Source organism: Ochrobactrum sp. PL_is501 (assembly GCF_055816895.1).
Genome location: NZ_JBVPGR010000032.1, coordinates 154205 through 170017 on the forward strand (window position 1 = coordinate 154205; position 15813 = coordinate 170017).

Annotated in this window: 12 protein-coding genes; 3 read left to right on the top strand and 9 right to left on the bottom strand. The window is 55.7% G+C overall.

Annotated features, from left to right (window positions below; genetic code table 11):
* Window positions 1–86 precede the first annotated feature (86 nt).
* Both AC0TOF_RS07760 and kdgD read left to right on the top strand, forming a co-directional pair.
* Window positions 87–821, top strand: coding sequence for a FadR/GntR family transcriptional regulator (locus tag AC0TOF_RS07760; protein WP_473767884.1), 735 nt, complete (start codon window positions 87–89; stop codon window positions 819–821).
* A 70-nt stretch (window positions 822–891) separates the two neighbouring features.
* Window positions 892–1815 (top strand): 5-dehydro-4-deoxyglucarate dehydratase, encoded by a 924-nt coding sequence (kdgD, locus tag AC0TOF_RS07765; RefSeq protein ID WP_473767775.1) that lies wholly within the window; start codon window positions 892–894, stop codon window positions 1813–1815.
* A gap of 53 nt (window positions 1816–1868) precedes the next feature.
* Here kdgD and AC0TOF_RS07770 read toward each other — a convergent pair whose 3' ends face one another.
* The 8 genes from AC0TOF_RS07770 to AC0TOF_RS07805 all read right to left on the bottom strand — a co-directional run bounded on the left by AC0TOF_RS07770 (window position 1869) and on the right by AC0TOF_RS07805 (window position 10671).
* Window positions 1869–3071: a pyridoxal phosphate-dependent aminotransferase gene (locus AC0TOF_RS07770; protein WP_473767776.1), complete on the bottom strand. Its 1203-nt coding sequence runs from the start codon at window positions 3069–3071 to the stop codon at window positions 1869–1871.
* 82 nt (window positions 3072–3153) lie between these two features.
* Window positions 3154–4791 (bottom strand): hydantoinase B/oxoprolinase family protein, encoded by a 1638-nt coding sequence (locus AC0TOF_RS07775; RefSeq protein WP_473767777.1) that lies wholly within the window; start codon window positions 4789–4791, stop codon window positions 3154–3156.
* A gap of 116 nt (window positions 4792–4907) precedes the next feature.
* Window positions 4908–6995, bottom strand: a complete 2088-nt coding sequence (locus AC0TOF_RS07780) for a hydantoinase/oxoprolinase family protein (RefSeq protein WP_473767778.1) — start codon at window positions 6993–6995, stop codon at window positions 4908–4910.
* A gap of 186 nt (window positions 6996–7181) precedes the next feature.
* The gene (locus AC0TOF_RS07785; RefSeq protein ID WP_473767779.1) at window positions 7182–8021 is read right to left on the bottom strand and encodes a transporter substrate-binding domain-containing protein; all 840 of its coding nucleotides are present in this window, start codon (window positions 8019–8021) and stop codon (window positions 7182–7184) included.
* Between the two features lie 30 nt (window positions 8022–8051).
* Window positions 8052–8702 (bottom strand): amino acid ABC transporter permease, encoded by a 651-nt coding sequence (locus AC0TOF_RS07790; RefSeq protein ID WP_473767780.1) that lies wholly within the window; start codon window positions 8700–8702, stop codon window positions 8052–8054.
* Between the two features lie 9 nt (window positions 8703–8711).
* Window positions 8712–9380: an amino acid ABC transporter permease gene (locus tag AC0TOF_RS07795; protein ID WP_006470770.1), complete on the bottom strand. Its 669-nt coding sequence runs from the start codon at window positions 9378–9380 to the stop codon at window positions 8712–8714.
* 40 nt (window positions 9381–9420) lie between these two features.
* Window positions 9421–10161: an amino acid ABC transporter ATP-binding protein gene (locus AC0TOF_RS07800; protein WP_473767781.1), complete on the bottom strand. Its 741-nt coding sequence runs from the start codon at window positions 10159–10161 to the stop codon at window positions 9421–9423.
* Between the two features lie 42 nt (window positions 10162–10203).
* Complete coding sequence (locus tag AC0TOF_RS07805) at window positions 10204–10671, bottom strand: RidA family protein (RefSeq protein ID WP_473767782.1); 468 nt, start codon at window positions 10669–10671, stop codon at window positions 10204–10206.
* 561 nt (window positions 10672–11232) lie between these two features.
* Between AC0TOF_RS07805 and AC0TOF_RS07810 the strand changes: the two genes are divergently transcribed.
* A complete protein-coding gene (locus AC0TOF_RS07810; RefSeq protein ID WP_473767783.1) occupies window positions 11233–11970 on the top strand; it encodes a FadR/GntR family transcriptional regulator in 738 nt (245 codons plus the stop codon).
* Window positions 11971–12045: 75 nt separating this feature from the next.
* On the opposite strand, the gene AC0TOF_RS07815 is transcribed toward AC0TOF_RS07810, so the two are convergent.
* Window positions 12046–15645: an autotransporter domain-containing protein gene (locus AC0TOF_RS07815; protein WP_473767784.1), complete on the bottom strand. Its 3600-nt coding sequence runs from the start codon at window positions 15643–15645 to the stop codon at window positions 12046–12048.
* Window positions 15646–15813 lie beyond the last annotated feature (168 nt).

Genomic DNA, 15813 nt, shown 5'->3' on the forward strand with positions numbered 1-15813 from the left:
AATACATCATATGACTCTCACATGCGGTCTTGTTCTACGCAATCAGAATTGCTACACGATTGAAGCACAACCAAGGAAAGCTTGCGGTGACGAACAAAGACAAGGACACATCCCGCTCAACTGGCAATCTTGTCGCCAAGGTGAGTGAACAGCTGCGGCGATCCATACAGTCAGGCGAAATAACGCCCGGAACGAAGTTGCCGAGCGAAGCACGGCTTACTGAATCTTTTGGCGTCAGCCGCACCGTCATTCGCGAAGCAATCGCCGCGTTGCGGGCTGACCGGCTGGTGGAAGCAAGACAAGGCGCGGGCGTCTTTGTACTCGAACCCCAGCCTCCAGAAACAGCTCCCTTCCAAAACCTAGATTATCAGCGCATTTCTTCCGTCATAGAACTGCTGGAACTGCGAACCGGCGTGGAAGTTGAAGCTGCGGGACTTGCCGCCTTGCGTCGTTCGCCGCAACAGGAAGAAGCCATCATCAATTGTCACAAGCAGGTTCTGGCCTGCCTCGAATCCGGTCAACCCACGAGCGAGGCAGATTTTGCCCTGCATCTTGCCATTGCCGACGCCGCCAACAATCCGCGCTTCCGCGAGTTCCTGGCAATGATCGGCAGCGGTGTCATTCCCCGCGCCGCGCTTCAGACCGGTACAGATACCAGTCCCGGTGATTATATCGCCCATTTGCACTGGGAACACGCGCAGATCATAGAAGCCATATTCAACGGCGACGAAAACGGTGCGCGCGAGGCGATGCGCCGCCATTTGAAGGGGAGCCAGACCCGCTATCGCGCCATTCTGCAGAGAACACATGATAACTTATAATATAAGTTATTGACACTTATCATCTGACTAGGCTAGGTCCTATGTGTAGTTTTCCAGAAGGGATCGACACATGGAACCGCAACTCATCAAACAGAAACTGGGCGCTGGCCTGCTTTCGTTTCCGGTCACGCATTTTGATGCGGAGGGAAATTTTGCGCCTGAAAGCTATAAGGCGCATGTCGAATGGCTTTCGGGTTTCGACGCCCCTGTGCTGTTCGCAGCGGGAGGCACGGGTGAATTTTTCTCTTTAAAACCCGACGAAATTCCAACAATCGTTTCGGCCGCCAAAGAGGCCGCAGGCGGAAGTGATACGGCCATCGTCTCTGGTTGCGGCTATGGCACCGAGGTTGCCATCGAGATCGCGAAATCGGCAGAAAAAGCTGGGGCGGATGGAATTTTGCTTCTGCCCCATTACCTGATCGATGCCCCGCAGGAAGGGCTTTTTGAACATATCAAACGGGTCTGTCAGTCCATCGGTATCGGCGTCATGGTCTATAACCGTGACAATTCGGTTCTTCAGGCTGACACGCTGGCCCGCCTTTGCGATGCCTGCCCTAACCTCGTCGGTTTCAAGGATGGCGTCGGCGACATCGGTCTGGTTCGCCAGATTACGGCAAAGATGGGCGACCGGCTGACCTATCTCGGCGGTATGCCAACGGCAGAACTCTTCGCCGAAGCGTATCTCGGCGCGGGCTTCACCACATACTCCTCGGCGGTTTTCAATTTTGTTCCGGGCCTGGCTGTGGAGTTCTACAAGGCATTGCGAGCAGGCGACCGCACAAGCTGCGAGCGTATCCTCAATGAATTCTTCTATCCGTTTATGGCGATCCGCAGCCGCCGCAAGGGCTATGCCGTTGCCGCGGTCAAGGCTGGCGTACGCCTGCAGGGCTTTGCTGCCGGTCCGGTTCGTGCCCCTCTTTCTGACCTGACCAGGGAAGAAGAAGGCATGCTTGAAGCTCTGATTGGCAAATATGCCCGCAAGCAGGCGGCCTGACACCGTACTTAAAAACAGAAGCCGCAGTTTATAGCTGCGGCTTCTTGATGCCTTCACGTCAGGGAAGCTACCATTTCCCTGAGACGCGCACAGGCTTTGACCAGTTCTTCTTCCGAAGCCGCAATTGACAGGCGGATAAAGCCTGGGGCTCCAAAGGCAATGCCCGGGACACTGGAAACGCCGAAATCATTCAGCAGATATCCTGCTACGTCAGTATCGGTTCGAAGGACGCTGTCTGCACCGGTTTTGCGGCCGAAAAGCTTTTCAACACCGATGAAAGCGTAAAAAGCGCCATCGGGTTTGAGGAAATCAATATCCGCAATCTGCGCCAGATGGGCGGCCACCAGATCAGCGCGGCGGCTGAAGGTTTTTGCCGCCTGCGCCACATAGGCCTGATCACCGTCAAGGGCTGCCTGCGCCGCCGCCTGCGCGATAGAGCATACGGAAGTCACGCTTTGCGATTGCATCTTGTTGATCGCGGCAACAAGGGCTTTGGGACCTGCGGCATAGCCGACGCGCCAGCCCGTCATGGCATAGGTTTTGGAGACACCGTTGACAATGAGCGTGCGTTCGCGAAGCTGCGGACACGCAGTCCCGAAAGATATGAACGGCACCTCGCTTAACAGAACATGCTCATAGATCTCATCGGAGAGAATAAGAATGCGCTCGTGCTTTCCAAGGACATTGGCGAGTTGCGCATATTCATCTTCGCTATAAATGGCGCCCGTCGGATTGGACGGGGAATTGAGCATCAGCCAGCGCGATTTGGGCGTAATAGCCGCCGCAAGCTGGCTCGCCGTCAGTTTGAAACCGGTTTCCGGTCCGCAAGGCACGAAGACCGGCTTGCCGCCATGCAATGCGACAATATCGGCATAGGATACCCAGCATGGCGTGGGGATAATCACTTCATCCCCTTCTTCCAGCGTTGCCAGAAACGTGTCGAACAGTATCTGTTTGGCGCCGTTGGCTACGGTCAGTTCATCAATGCTAAATTCAAGCTGGTTGTCGCGGCTGAACTTGGCAATGATGGCCTTGCGAAGCGATTCCGTGCCAGCGGCGGCACCATAATGCACACCACCGGCTTTCACAGCCGCATAGACAGCATCCAGAACGTGGGTGGGCGGTTCAAAATCAGGTTCACCCAGAGAAAGATCAACAATGTCTCGGCCCTCGGCGCGCAGTTTCCGGGCGGCCATGGCGACGGCCATGCTGGGGGATGCCTGAATGCCCGATGATCGACGATTTTCGTACTGCATGGGAATACTCTTTATTCGTGAGATAAAAGAAGCCGCCCGCGTGGGACGGCTCACGTGGGGCGGCTTGCGGGGATGTTCAGGATTATCCATTCACGACATAATCAAAATCCCGGTCGCGTTTGACGGCTTCCGCGTCTCGCTTGTCGAGTGGGCCGTAACCGCCGCCGCCGGGCAACTGCAGGATGAGCCTGCGACCGGCAGGAACATGCTGGCGTCCCTTGGCGTTCAACACCGTACCGTCGTCGAGAAGGACTGCGCCAGCGGCTCCGTCTTCTCCCCCTTCGCGCCCACGCGGCGGGTGCTTGATGCGGTCGAACATTGCGTTGAAATAAATCTCGTGCCCTTCGGTTGGAGCGATTTCCACCACCTGACCGAGACCGCCGCGGAACTGACCGGCACCACCTGAACCATCGCGCAGTTCCTTGCGCCAGAAAATGACCGGCCCGACATGCTCGGTTGCCTCAATCGACATTGAATGCACACCGCTCGGGAAAGCCGTGGCGCTCAATCCGTCCAGGTGCGAGCGCGCGCCGGTGCCGCCGCTGTTGAACAGCAGCACTTCCGCACGCTGGCCGCCATCCCTCGGGGCATCCTTGCCGGTGAGCGGACGTGCGCTGACATGCAGGTTCCAAAGCGCACCAGAACCTTCGGCAGGCACTTTTCCCGGCAGCATCTTGTGGACTGCACCGAGCACCGCATCGGGCACAAGATGGCCGAGCACGTGGCGCACTGAAACGGGAGCCGGACGCTGCGCATTGAGGATGCAGTCTTTCGGCGCTGTCACCTTGAACGGCAGCAATGAGGCATGGTTGTTGGGAATTTCCGGTGCGAGCGAGCATTTCAGGCCATAGCAGGCATAGGCGGCAGAATAGATCAACGGACAGTTGATGCCCTTGGGGCTGGGTGCCGATGTACCGGCGAAATCGGCAAGGATATGATCGGCATGCACGTCTATCCGCACGGCAATGTCGATTGGATCGCCGTAACCATCGACGCGCATTACGTTGGAATAGGTGCCGTGCGGCAGGCTGGCCAGGCGTTCCAGCGTCGCGTCATAGCTGCGCTTGAAGATGAAATCGGCCAGGCCTTCCAGATCATCAAGCTGGAATTCATCCATCATGTCCATCAGGCGGCGGTGACCGATTTCATTGCAGGCTGCGAGCGAATAGACATCGCCGACGACCTGATGGCTTTCGCGCACATTGTTTCGCAGTATATTGACCAGGTCCTTGTTGACCACACCGCGCTCGGCAAATTTCATGATCGGCACGAAAATGCCTTCTTCATAAACCTCGTTCGCGTCTGGGCCGAAGCCGCGCCCGCCAACATCAACCACATGGGCCGTGCAGGCAAAGAAGCCAGTCAGTTTGCCCTTGCGAAAGCTGGGCGACACCACCGTGAAGTCATGCAGATGGCCCGTGCCTTTCCATGGGTCGTTGGTGATATAGACATCGCCCTCGTAGATGTTTTCGCGACCTATGTCGTTGATGAAGTGGCCGACCGCTTCCGCCATGGCATTGACGTGGCCGGGCGTACCGGTCACAGCCTGCGCGATCATGAGGCCTGCGCGGTTGAAGACACCTGCGGAAAGGTCGCCGGATTCACGCACGCTGGTGCTGAAAGCGGTACGGATGAGAGTGACGGCCTGTTCCTCAACAACGGAAATCAGGCGATTCCACATGATCTGCATATGAACGTCGGAAATGGGTTTCTTTGTCATGTGAGACGGCTCCTTGGAGCATTTCCAGCAAAAGTGTGAAACGGTTTTGCGTTGGATAATGCGATAAAACAAATAGTTAGAGCGGTTCCGGAGATTCTGTCAGAACAGGAACCGCCCTAGGCGGCCTTGGCGCGCAGCAGCAGGCATCCATCGGCCTGCATGATCGCTTCGCGGCTGGAGGTGACAACGGTCGAGGTTTCGCGTTCGGTGATGATGGCGGGGCCAGCAATCCACTCGCCTGGTTTCATGGTTTCGCGCTCGACGATCGAGGCTTCGAGGAAACGCTCTTGGAGAACATCGAACACCTGACGCGTCGCGGATATGGCGGCTTGCGCCTGTTTCTGAATCGGCTTTGCAGGCGTTGGGGCAGCGGCGTCTGCACTTGCGCGCAACGACCAGCTGACAATCTCGACATCGAGATCATCGATCACGCGGCCGAAGAAACGCTCATAGCATTCGTCAAAAAGCGTGCGGAACAGCGTCGCATCCGCATCGCTATAGTCGCGGACGTCAATCGTAACCGGCACTTCCCAGCCCTGTCCGGCATAGCGCATGTAAGCGGTGCATTCGAGCGTCGGGCTGGCATCAGGCGCGCCTGATCGAACGAAGGAAGTTGCTTCCTCGACCAGTTCCCTGATGACCGCATTGATGGCCCTGCCTTCAAAGCGGCTCAGGCGGCTATAGGCACTGCGTACCGATTCAAAGCCGAAGGGCGCACGCAGAAAACCGATGGCCGAACCGACGCCGGCTCCGGGCGGAATGAGAAGATCGGTCACGCCGAGTTTTTCACACAGGCGCGCGGCATGAACCGGAGCGGCACCGCCAAAGGCGATCATGGTGAATTCCGACAGTTCCTTGCCGTTCTCAACCGCATGCATGCGTGCGGCATTGCTCATGTTCTCATCCACCACTTCGCTCAGACCATAGGCGGAAGTGGCAATGTCGGAACCGAGCTTGGAGCCGATATCGGCGTCCATCGCTTTTTCCGATGCGGAGCGCGAGAGTTGCATCGTGCCGCCCGCAAATGTATCGGGGTCGAGGCGGCCCAAAATGACATCGGCGTCCGTAACGGTAGGATGAGTGCCGCCGCGATCATAGCAGGCAGGCCCGGGTTCCGATCCCGCGCTATGGGGTCCGACGCGGATCTGACGCATGGAATCGACGGTTGCAATTGACCCGCCGCCCGCACCGATCTCGACCATTTCGATCACCGGAATGGAGATCGGCATGCCGCTTCCCTTCTTGAAGCGATAGGTACGCGCCACTTCAAAGGTTTTGGAGGTTTTGGGCATCTGCTGCTCAATAAGGCAGATTTTTGCGGTCGTGCCGCCCATATCGTAAGAGACGACCTGATCGAGCTTGTGATTGGCCGCAATGTGGGCCGCGAAGATCGCGCCGCCGGCGGGACCGGATTCAAGCAGGCGAACGGGAAATTCGATGGCGCTTTCAATGCTGATGATACCGCCGCCCGAATGGATCATGAAGACGGGCGCGACAAGGCCCTCTTCCCGCAGTCGCCCGACAAGACGATTGAGGTAAGACGCCATCAGCGGCTTGACATAGGCATTGGCGCAGACGGTGTTAAACCGCTGGAATTCGCGCATCTGCGGCGAGACTTCAGAGGAAATCGATACGGACAGACCGGGCTTTTTGGCGAGAATACGCTCGCGGAAGCGGCGCTCATGCTCGCCATTGAGATAGGAATGGATGAAGCCGACGGCGACACTTTCGTAGCCTTCCGCAATGATGCGGTCGCAAAGCGCATCGACTTCTTCTTCATCGAGCGGCTTCAAAACCTCGCCACGGGCGCCGATGCGTTCGTTAACAACCAGCCGGTCGTTACGCGCAACAAGCGGCGCGGGCAGCACGATGTCGAGATCATATTGTTCGAAACGGCTTTCCGTACGCATTTCGATCACATCGCGAAAACCTTTGGTTGTCACCAGTGCGGTTTTCGCGCCGCGTCGTTCAATCAGCGCATTGGTGGCAAGTGTCGTTCCGTGAATGACAGTGTCGATCTGATCAAGCTTGACCCCGGCTTTTTCAGCCACTTCCCGAATGCCCTTGACGATGGCATTTTCGGGAAATGCATAATCCGTCAGCACCTTGGTTGAATGAAGGGTGGAACCCACTTCCATTGCCACGTCGGTGAAGGTTCCGCCGATATCGACACCCACCCTGATCAGTTTGCCATCTATCGTCATTTTCTGCTTAACTCCCAGAAAGATATCCCGGAAAGGGACGAATACGTTGTGTTCTGTCACGGCTCAGGTTCGGGCACGTGTTTATCGGTTCCCGCAAAAGGCCTTGCGGGTTCATGTCTTTGAATACTGGAGACTTTGGATGTGCCGGTGCGTTTCACACGCACCGGGAAAGCTTATGTGTTGGCGTTATTGCTTGCCGGTGAAATCCACCCCTTCAAGCGTGGTTGGCAGCTTTGGACGGTCGACGCCGATCCACTTCTTATAGAGCGTATCCAGCGAACCATCTGCGTTGTGGCGCGTCACGAAATCATTGAGAAAATCAAGCATGGCCTGATCGCCCTTGCGCACCGCCATGGCCTGGATATTGTCCGCAGCCTTGTATTTGCGAACATATTTGTCCCCATTCCCAGTGTTCTGGATCACAAGGCCATAGGTGAGGCTGCCCAGGATCGCATCAACCTGGCCCGACAGAAGCGCCTGCACGGTGGTGGCGTCGTCGTCAAAACCCTTGATTTTTGTGCCCGCGGGGGCGGCCTTCTTGAGGATCGGCTCGAAAGCGCTGCCGCGATTGACGCCGATCGTGTATTTGGCGAGATCCTCGTTGCTGTTGATCTCGGCGTCCTTTTTACCCCAGACCGTGATGTCATTGGCCGAATAGGGAAGCACGAACTGGATAACCTTTGCGCGTTCGGGCGTGATCGTCATCGAGGGCACCAGAAAATCGACCATGCCGTTGGTCAGCAGCGGAATGCGGTTTTGCCCTGTCACGCGCTCGAACTTGACCTCGACGCCCAGCTCCTTAGCAATGAGATTGGCCACATCGATGTCAAAACCACCATTCTTGCCGTTCTCATCGATGAAACCCCATGGAAACTGATCCATCTGTACGCCGATGACGGCCACGCCCTTGGCCTTGATTTCCTCCGGGCTTGCGGCTTGCGACGCACTGACAGACAAGGCCGATGCGACGAGGCTGGTTGCAAGGCTGAGGGCAATCGCGGAACTCTTGAAAACTGCGTTGATCATGTTCTTACCTCTGGTTTGTTTTATCGTTGATTAGCGTGAAGCGTTCAGCCGCTTCTCGATCCGGGCGCTGTAATAAGTGAGCGGCACGCAGATGATGAAATAGATGAGCCCCACGGTGCCGTAGACCTTCATCGGCTCAAACGTGATATTGGCCATCAACTGTCCTGAACGGGTGAGTTCAGTCAGTCCGAGCAGCGCGGCCAGCGCCGTTCCCTTTATCAAATTGACCAGAAAGCCGATTGTCGCCGGAAGACCAATACGAAAGGCTTGCGGCAGCACGACATCCTTCATGCGATGGAAATAACCGATACCGAGTGCGCGGGCGGCCTCGTCCTGCCCGGTGGGAACAGCCTGAATGCTGCCGCGCCAGATCTCCCCCAGAAAAGCACTGGCATGCAGCGAGAGGCCGATGATGAGCGCCACCCAGATGTCAACCCGAATACCCAGAATGGGCAGGCCGAAATAGACGAAGAACAGCTGGATCAGCAGCGGTGTACCCTGAAAAATCTGGATATAGGCCGACATCAGATAGCGCAGCCACCTTTTCGTGGCGGTGCGTCCCAGCGCTACGACCAGACCGCCCAGCCCCCCGAAAGTGAAGGCAAGGATGGAAAGAATGACGGTCCATTTTGCACCATCGAGAATGAAGAGAAATTCGGAGAAACCAAAACTGCGGATCATCTTGGGACCTCACTTCGACGGATAGGAAAAATAGGTCCTGCCGATGATTTGCAGAACAATCGAGAAGAATTGCGATAAGGCCAGGTAGATGACGCCGAGCACGAAATAGATTTCAAAGCTGCGGAAGGTTTCTGAATCAATCATCTGTCCGACATAGGTCAGTTCTTCCGCAGAAATCGACGCCACCAGGCTTGAATTGAGCATCATCAGGATGAACTGGCTGCAAAGCGCGGGATATACAGCGCGTATAGCCGGACGGAAGATGATGAAACGATAGATATCGAAGGTATGAAGCCCAAGCGCCTTGCCAGCTTCGATTTGGCCCGCCTTGATCGATTCCACGCCGCCGCGCACGATTTCTGCCGCATAAGCCGCGCAATTGAGCGTCATGGCGAGAATGGCCGCCTGTTCGGCGGAAAGCGTCACGCCCAGCGAGGGCATGCCGAAGAAGATGAAGAACAATTGCACCAGAAACGGTGTATTGCGGATCAGCTCGATATAGCCGAAGGCTGTGAGCGAAATCACCCGCACCGAACTCATCCGCATCAGCATGAAGACGATGCCCAGCGCCAGGCCCAGGACCATGGAAATGGATGAAATCTTGAGCGTCTGGATCGCACCGTTGAGGAGCGCGGGCCAGGCTGCCAGAACCGGCCCCATGTCGAATGTGTATTGCATCAAATTATTCTCCCATTCGCGGCCATTTCCCCTTTGTTTCTTAGTGGTTCAGTATCTGGCCCAAAAATGCCTTGGCGCGCTCATGCCTTGGATTGCCGAAGAATTCAGCCGGTGGCGCGCTTTCGATGATTTCGCCGCGGTCCATGAAGATGACGCGATGAGCGACCGCGCGCGCAAAGCCCATTTCATGGGTCACACAGATCATGGTGATGCCGTCGTCAGCGAGACTGACCATTGTGTCCAGCACTTCCTTGACCATTTCCGGGTCAAGTGCCGAAGTCGGTTCGTCGAACAGCATGATCTTTGGCCCCATGCAAAGCGCCCGCGCAATGGCAACGCGTTGCTGCTGACCGCCGGAGAGTTGTGCCGGATATTTTTCGGCCTGCTCGGCAATATGAACACGCTTGAGGAAATGCATCGCCTTTTCCCGAGCTTCGGCGAGCGAGTTCTTGTGCACGCGGCGCGGCGCCAGCATGCAATTTTCCAGCACTGTCATGTGCGGAAACAAGTTGAACTGCTGAAATACCATGCCGACATCGCGGCGAATATGATCGACATTGGCGCCGGTATGCCCCAGGCGAGTGCCATTTACATCGATAATGCCGTCCTGAATTTCTTCCAGGTAATTGATGCAGCGGATCAGTGTCGACTTGCCCGAGCCGGATGGACCGCACAGCACGATATGCTCACCGCGGTCGACCTCCAAATTGATATCCTTGAGAACATGGAGCTGGCCATACCATTTGTTGACCGCATTCATCGTGATGGCTTTATCAGACATCTCATTCTCGCTTCGTCTATATTTGCAGAAGGAAGCCAGCGCTCAAGGCTGGACTTCAAAAATGGCGTCGACTTCAACGGCAAAACCGCGCGGCAGGGAACCTGCGCCCAGGGCCGTGCGGGCATGATGCCCCTTCTCCCCCAGCACTTCGATGAGAAGATCGGATGCGCCATCGATCACTGCCGGATGATCCTTGAAATCAGGTACGGCATTCACGAACCCCCGCACCTGCAAACAAGCTGAAATTCGATCGAGATCGCCATCAAGGGCGAAGGCCGCCCGCGCCAGCAAATTGAGCGCACAAACGCGCGCTGCCTGATAGGCTTCTCCGACATTCATGGTGCTGCCAACCAATCCGAGATAGCAGTCAACCCCATCGACACGCGGCACCTGACCGGAGATATACAACGTATGACCACTCAGCCTGTATGGTACATAGGCGCCACTGGGCGCTGTTAGCTCGGGCAGGATAAGACCCAATTCCTTCAGTCTGGCTGAAACCAGTCCCATTATATTTCCCCTTATTCTATCCGGAACACACGTATGACCAGAAGGCGCGTACGTCCGCTCAAGACCACTTTGAGAGCACGCATCCCACCACTCTGTCCATGAGGCCGGCGGATTGAGGTCGCGCAGCCGAAGCCAACTCGCCTTCCCCATCGACAATCCCAGAGATTTGATAAGTGATATTATGACTATGCCATTTGTTATGATGATAGGTTTGCTAAAATATTATCACTTGTCAAGACGGATATTTTGGAGGCGACATAAGGCGAAGCCGGTCACACAAGAACCATTTAATGAAATAATTTCCGTCGTTTAAGAACGAAAAACCAAACCATGCAGCGAATTATTGACCAAAAAAATTTTCATCGTGGCCACCCCATATGATGAGTCTCTTTCGGACGAAAACCATTCCATTTCCGTGAAAGAGAGGGGAAATTCATGGTGAAATCTGAGTCGAGACCTACAAGATAATATCTCTATATCAGTGATATTATCTTGTAATTCTATTCACGACATCGTATCAATCACAAACAACCTGATCGGCCAAATTGGAACTGACGGACATTGAAGACGCTCACCGCACGGACAATTGAAAATCTTAAGGCCTTCATTCGCGATGGCGATTTTAAAACCGGGGACAAGCTGCCTACGCTGGTGGAGCTTGGCGAAACGCTGGGCGTCAGCCGTACGGTCATCCGTGAGGCCATTGCAGAACTTCGCTCTGACGGTCTGCTGGAAGTGAAGCACGGCGTTGGGGTTTTCATCCGCGATTTCGAAAGGCTGCGTTTTTCAGGCGATGATGTTTCGCCGCTTGAGCCTTTGGCGCGGTTGTCGCTGCCATTCATGGACCTGCTGGAATTGCGCATGGCCTTTGAGGTCCATGCTGCGGGATTGGCCGCGCAACGGCGCTCCTGGGCGCAGGAGGCCAATATGTGGGAAGCACTCAAAAAATTCGAGGCGTCCGTTGACGACGAGGCAGCACTGGATGAGATGGATTACATCTTTCACCGCTCGATTGCCGAGGCGACCAACAATCAGGCCTTTATCGAGTTTTTCAGCGTCATGAGCCTGAAAATCCTGCCGCAGCCCGCATTTTCGAGCGATCTCAATCCTGCATTGATTACGCCCGATTATATTCGCAACAGCGTGACTGAACATCGTGCGATCTGCGAAGCCATCAGTGCGGGGAACGCAGACGCCGCGCGCGACGCCATGCAGGCCCACCTCGCCCGCAGCCACCAGCGCTATCGCGGTTTCAACGGCAGCATCGGATCGCCTCTAAGCAATGTGACGGAGCCTTGAGGCTGGTCAGAAGCGCCGACCATGTTTCTACCGCCAAAATTGATCTCTTTGGCGGTAGAAATAGTTCCAAGAAATTTAGAACTTTACGCTCAGCCTGGCCTTGCCCGCATTTTGATTGAAGCTTGAACCATACTGACCTGAATATTCAAGGCCCAGCGTCGTCTGATTGCCAAGATCAATATCAAAGCCAGCCTTGATAATTGCGGTGTCCTTCGCAATTGGCGCGCCAGCCACTTCAAATATCGTTCCGGCATCGAATGCGGCTGCTGTCGTCGGAATGGTATCGCCATAGGCGTGCTGCCAGCCAACCGTACCGCTAAGCCGGGCATTCATGCTGCCCAATACGACTGGAGCGGAAGCGCGAAGACCAATTGTGCTAAACGTGGTTGTCGTCGATTCTTTTCCAATCCGGAGCGCTGCATTCCCGCCATGCTCATTGAACCGGTCGGTTTGCAGGCGCACCACTGCGACATTTGCGAATGGCTCGATGGCCGCTCCGTTCAGATCAAGACGATGCGAGAGTTCGCCGAATGCCTGAAAGCTGTTTGCGCTGTAATCGGCATCGAGACTTTCTGAAAAGCCGGGGAAGGCGACAAGGCGATCCGTTTCGATCTTGTGCCAGCTATAGGCAAGGCCTGCCTTGAGCGTGGTCGCGTTCCACTGGGTGCCGCCATAGATTCCCAGATGGTAGTTATCACTGTGGCCAGACGAGTTGCGATCATTCACATCGAAACTGGTGCGGCTATAGCCTGCGAGAGCACCCAGCCTCCAGTTTTCGACGACTTCCGCGTCATAGCCAGCAACAAAGCCGCCCGTCGATTGCTTCAGCTTGCCAGCATTTCCATCCGCGCCGGTTTCACTCCATTGACCGAGCGCCTGCCCCCAGATTGCTGCGCGCGGCGCAGAAACCTGCGTCGAATCCGTATCCGTTGCGACCGACGATGATGCAGCATGCTGCCCCCCGCCACCAAACGCCGCGTCGACGCGGTCCATAACGGCATTGCGAACGATGGAGCTGTCATTGATGAGCGCAGTTCGCGTCGAAGCATGGATTTCACCCGAAAGCGCATTGAATGCGCGACGCGCATTCTCTTCGCTGTCCTGCATGACGACCGTATCGTAAACGGCATTACCAGCACCAAGATTCTCGACAGCTACGGCCACCGATTTCTGATTGCCTGTCTTCGCCGTTGCAGCAAAGTCGACATTGTTGCGAGCAATGTCGAGATAGACCGCATTGGGGTCATAGGCCAGACCAAGATCGACGAAAGGCATGTTCTGGCTCAAATCGCCGAACGTACCCGCAATGCCGCCTTCAGCACTCAAAATGGTGTAGCGCTTGCCCGGCATATAGGTGCCAGCGGATTTTTCAATATAGACCTTCGCGCCACCAAGCGTCGCCTTTCCGCTGACATCGATGCGGTCGCTTTTACCGGAGGCATCAATTTCCGCGACGTAAGTGGCTTCCGCATCAAAGGCCAGATCGCCAGTGACCTTCAGCGTGCCGATAGAATTGCCCGGTGCGATGATACTGCCGGCGCCGGCATAAAGGCCTCCCATTGAACCTGCACCACCCAGATGAGCGCCGTTTTCCACGCGAACTGTGCCACCAAGGAATGCACCTGAATGGGATGCGTCACCAATGACAAGACCGCCTTCTTTTACAGTTGTCCCACCTGTATAGGTGTTGACGCCATTCAAAACCAGAACACCAGCGCCGGACTTCGTGAGACTGCCAGTGCCATCGATATTGCCGTCGAAACGGGTATTGGCGATCTGGTCAACGGTCAGAGCTGCCGAGCCAAGGCTCACTGTACCGCCCTCGCCCATCAGTGACGACATGCTCACATCGAAATTGTTGAGATCGAGCTTGCCGCCATTCACCGCGAAAGCCGTGTGGTCGACGAATGCCCCGCCCACGCCAGCCTGCAGCACTCCGCCTTCCACCAAGGTTCCGCCTTTATAGCTGTTTGCCTGCCCCAGAACGAGCGTACCGGCTCCACGCTTGAGCAGTGCGCCCTCACCTGTGGCTTGCTGCAGCAGCGTCACGCGGTTGTTGGCATCCGCGATGTCGATCCATCCAAGCCCCTCAAGCGACACGGTGCGATCCAGCTTTTTCATGTCGCTGCCCGTTATACGCAAGCCGCCATCAATGAGACGCAGCCGCGCATCGGCATTGCCAAGAGCTGCATCTTCGCTGACAAGGATCGTTCCGCCGTCGGTGACTGCTGTTTCACCGATGAAGGAATGATCATCGATGCAATAGTCCTTGATCGCCTGCTGGAAGCGCGCATCCGTGCTGTCGCAGTTGAGCAATGTCTTCTTTTCTTCAAGCGTCAGATCGCTCAGAATCGGTTTGCCATTGGCATCCGAAATCTGGCCGAGATAGAGATCTCTGCGTTGATTGTTTCGCGTTAGAACAAATTCCTTGTTCTTTTCCGCAAAACCATAAGCATTGGCGCCCCAAACGAGACGCGTCTTGCTGGTTTCATTTTCCGAATAGGTCTGGAGCTGCGGGCCAACCCATCGAAAATCATGCGCAACCGGTTCATGATCGGAGATTGCTTCCGGCTCGCGGCCCGGCCGGGTGACTTTTACGTCCTTGATCACTCCCGTGTAGGGATCATTGGGATCATCCACAATCTCATACCATTTTCCGAATGGCCGCGAGACGAGAAAGTGATCGATCTTGGCACGGTCCCAGCTCGCCCAGGTATTGGTTGCGTCTTCGCCTGCCGATGGCCATGTGGTGCTGCCATCGTTGAGATCATGTGGCTTGAAATCTTCGCGGACGGCATCAGTCTGGAGCAGCATATACTGCTTCTTGAGCACATTCATCGTGACCGGCGTGTTGTTGGCAACCGCATAGGTTTCGTCTTGCAGCCCGACATTCTTCCCGGCCTTGTAGGCAGCGGAAAGAGCGTCGCCCCATTGCTTCCACGACAGGGTGTCGATGTCCTGTCCGGCATAGGCTTCCTGAATGACCGCACGCATCGTCTGCTGATCGGCGTTGAGAACATATTGGCGCGTCAGATCGCGATAAAAAGTGTTGCCGTCAGATTGCTGCATCAGTCTGATCTGCGCATCGATGTGATGAAGGCCGCGCTCGGAAACATCTCCCGCATTGAAATCGCCCATGACGATGATTGGCTGGATGGCCCCTTTTGCCCATGTGTTGAGGGCTTTGGCTTCATTCACGCGACCGGTTGACCCATCCGCATAATCGAGATGAACCGTGCCGATGAGCGTCTGCGGACGCGAGCCCTGGGCATCCAGCTGAGTATAGCTGACATAGCGACCTTGCGTATTTCCGCCCAGATTGATCGTGCCGAACTTGCCCGGCAAACGCGAAATGATACCCACATCGCCGACCTGCACATTACCGTAAGTGCCGCGGCCCGCCGTTTGGAGGAAATCAGGTATGCGGGTCACATAGGTACTACCGTTGACTTCCTGCATCCCCAGGACATCGAAATTGGCGGCTGCCATAAAATCCGCTGTCAATTCCGGGTTCTGCTTGAACTTGTTCCAGATATTGAGCGTCATGATGCGGATGTCATAGCTATCGGCTGCGCGTGCCGGAGCGGCAGCAATTCCTGCGACTGCGACACCGCATAAAAGCTGCGCCGTTAAAGCCAAAAATTTTCCGTTACGTTTGGTCGTCCCCGGTACCATCCCTCGGTCCTTTTCTTGGAAGGTGCTTCCATTTCGGTGCGACAGCCAGATTGACCATCCAACTTCAACCGCTGCTGAAATGACAGAGTTCAATGTCACTTTTATTACATTTTACTCTCCGGCAGGGCATCTGGACTCCAGAACGGGAGGTCCTCGACAGTAAATGTC

Bases quoted from the DNA above. Each gene is read 5' to 3' on its own strand.
- AC0TOF_RS07815 (WP_473767784.1), bottom strand. From the start codon at position 15,645: ATGGTACCGGGGACGACCAAACGTAACGGAAAATTTTTGGCTTTAACG.
- AC0TOF_RS07780 (WP_473767778.1), bottom strand. From the start codon at position 6,995: ATGACGATAGATGGCAAACTGATCAGGGTGGGTGTCGATATCGGCGGA.
- AC0TOF_RS07770 (WP_473767776.1), bottom strand. From the start codon at position 3,071: ATGCAGTACGAAAATCGTCGATCATCGGGCATTCAGGCATCCCCCAGC.
- AC0TOF_RS07805 (WP_473767782.1), bottom strand. From the start codon at position 10,671: ATGGGACTGGTTTCAGCCAGACTGAAGGAATTGGGTCTTATCCTGCCC.
- kdgD (WP_473767775.1), top strand. From the start codon at position 892: ATGGAACCGCAACTCATCAAACAGAAACTGGGCGCTGGCCTGCTTTCG.
- AC0TOF_RS07790 (WP_473767780.1), bottom strand. From the start codon at position 8,702: ATGATCCGCAGTTTTGGTTTCTCCGAATTTCTCTTCATTCTCGATGGT.
- AC0TOF_RS07795 (WP_006470770.1), bottom strand. From the start codon at position 9,380: ATGCAATACACATTCGACATGGGGCCGGTTCTGGCAGCCTGGCCCGCG.
- AC0TOF_RS07800 (WP_473767781.1), bottom strand. From the start codon at position 10,161: ATGTCTGATAAAGCCATCACGATGAATGCGGTCAACAAATGGTATGGC.
- AC0TOF_RS07775 (WP_473767777.1), bottom strand. From the start codon at position 4,791: ATGACAAAGAAACCCATTTCCGACGTTCATATGCAGATCATGTGGAAT.
- AC0TOF_RS07785 (WP_473767779.1), bottom strand. From the start codon at position 8,021: ATGATCAACGCAGTTTTCAAGAGTTCCGCGATTGCCCTCAGCCTTGCA.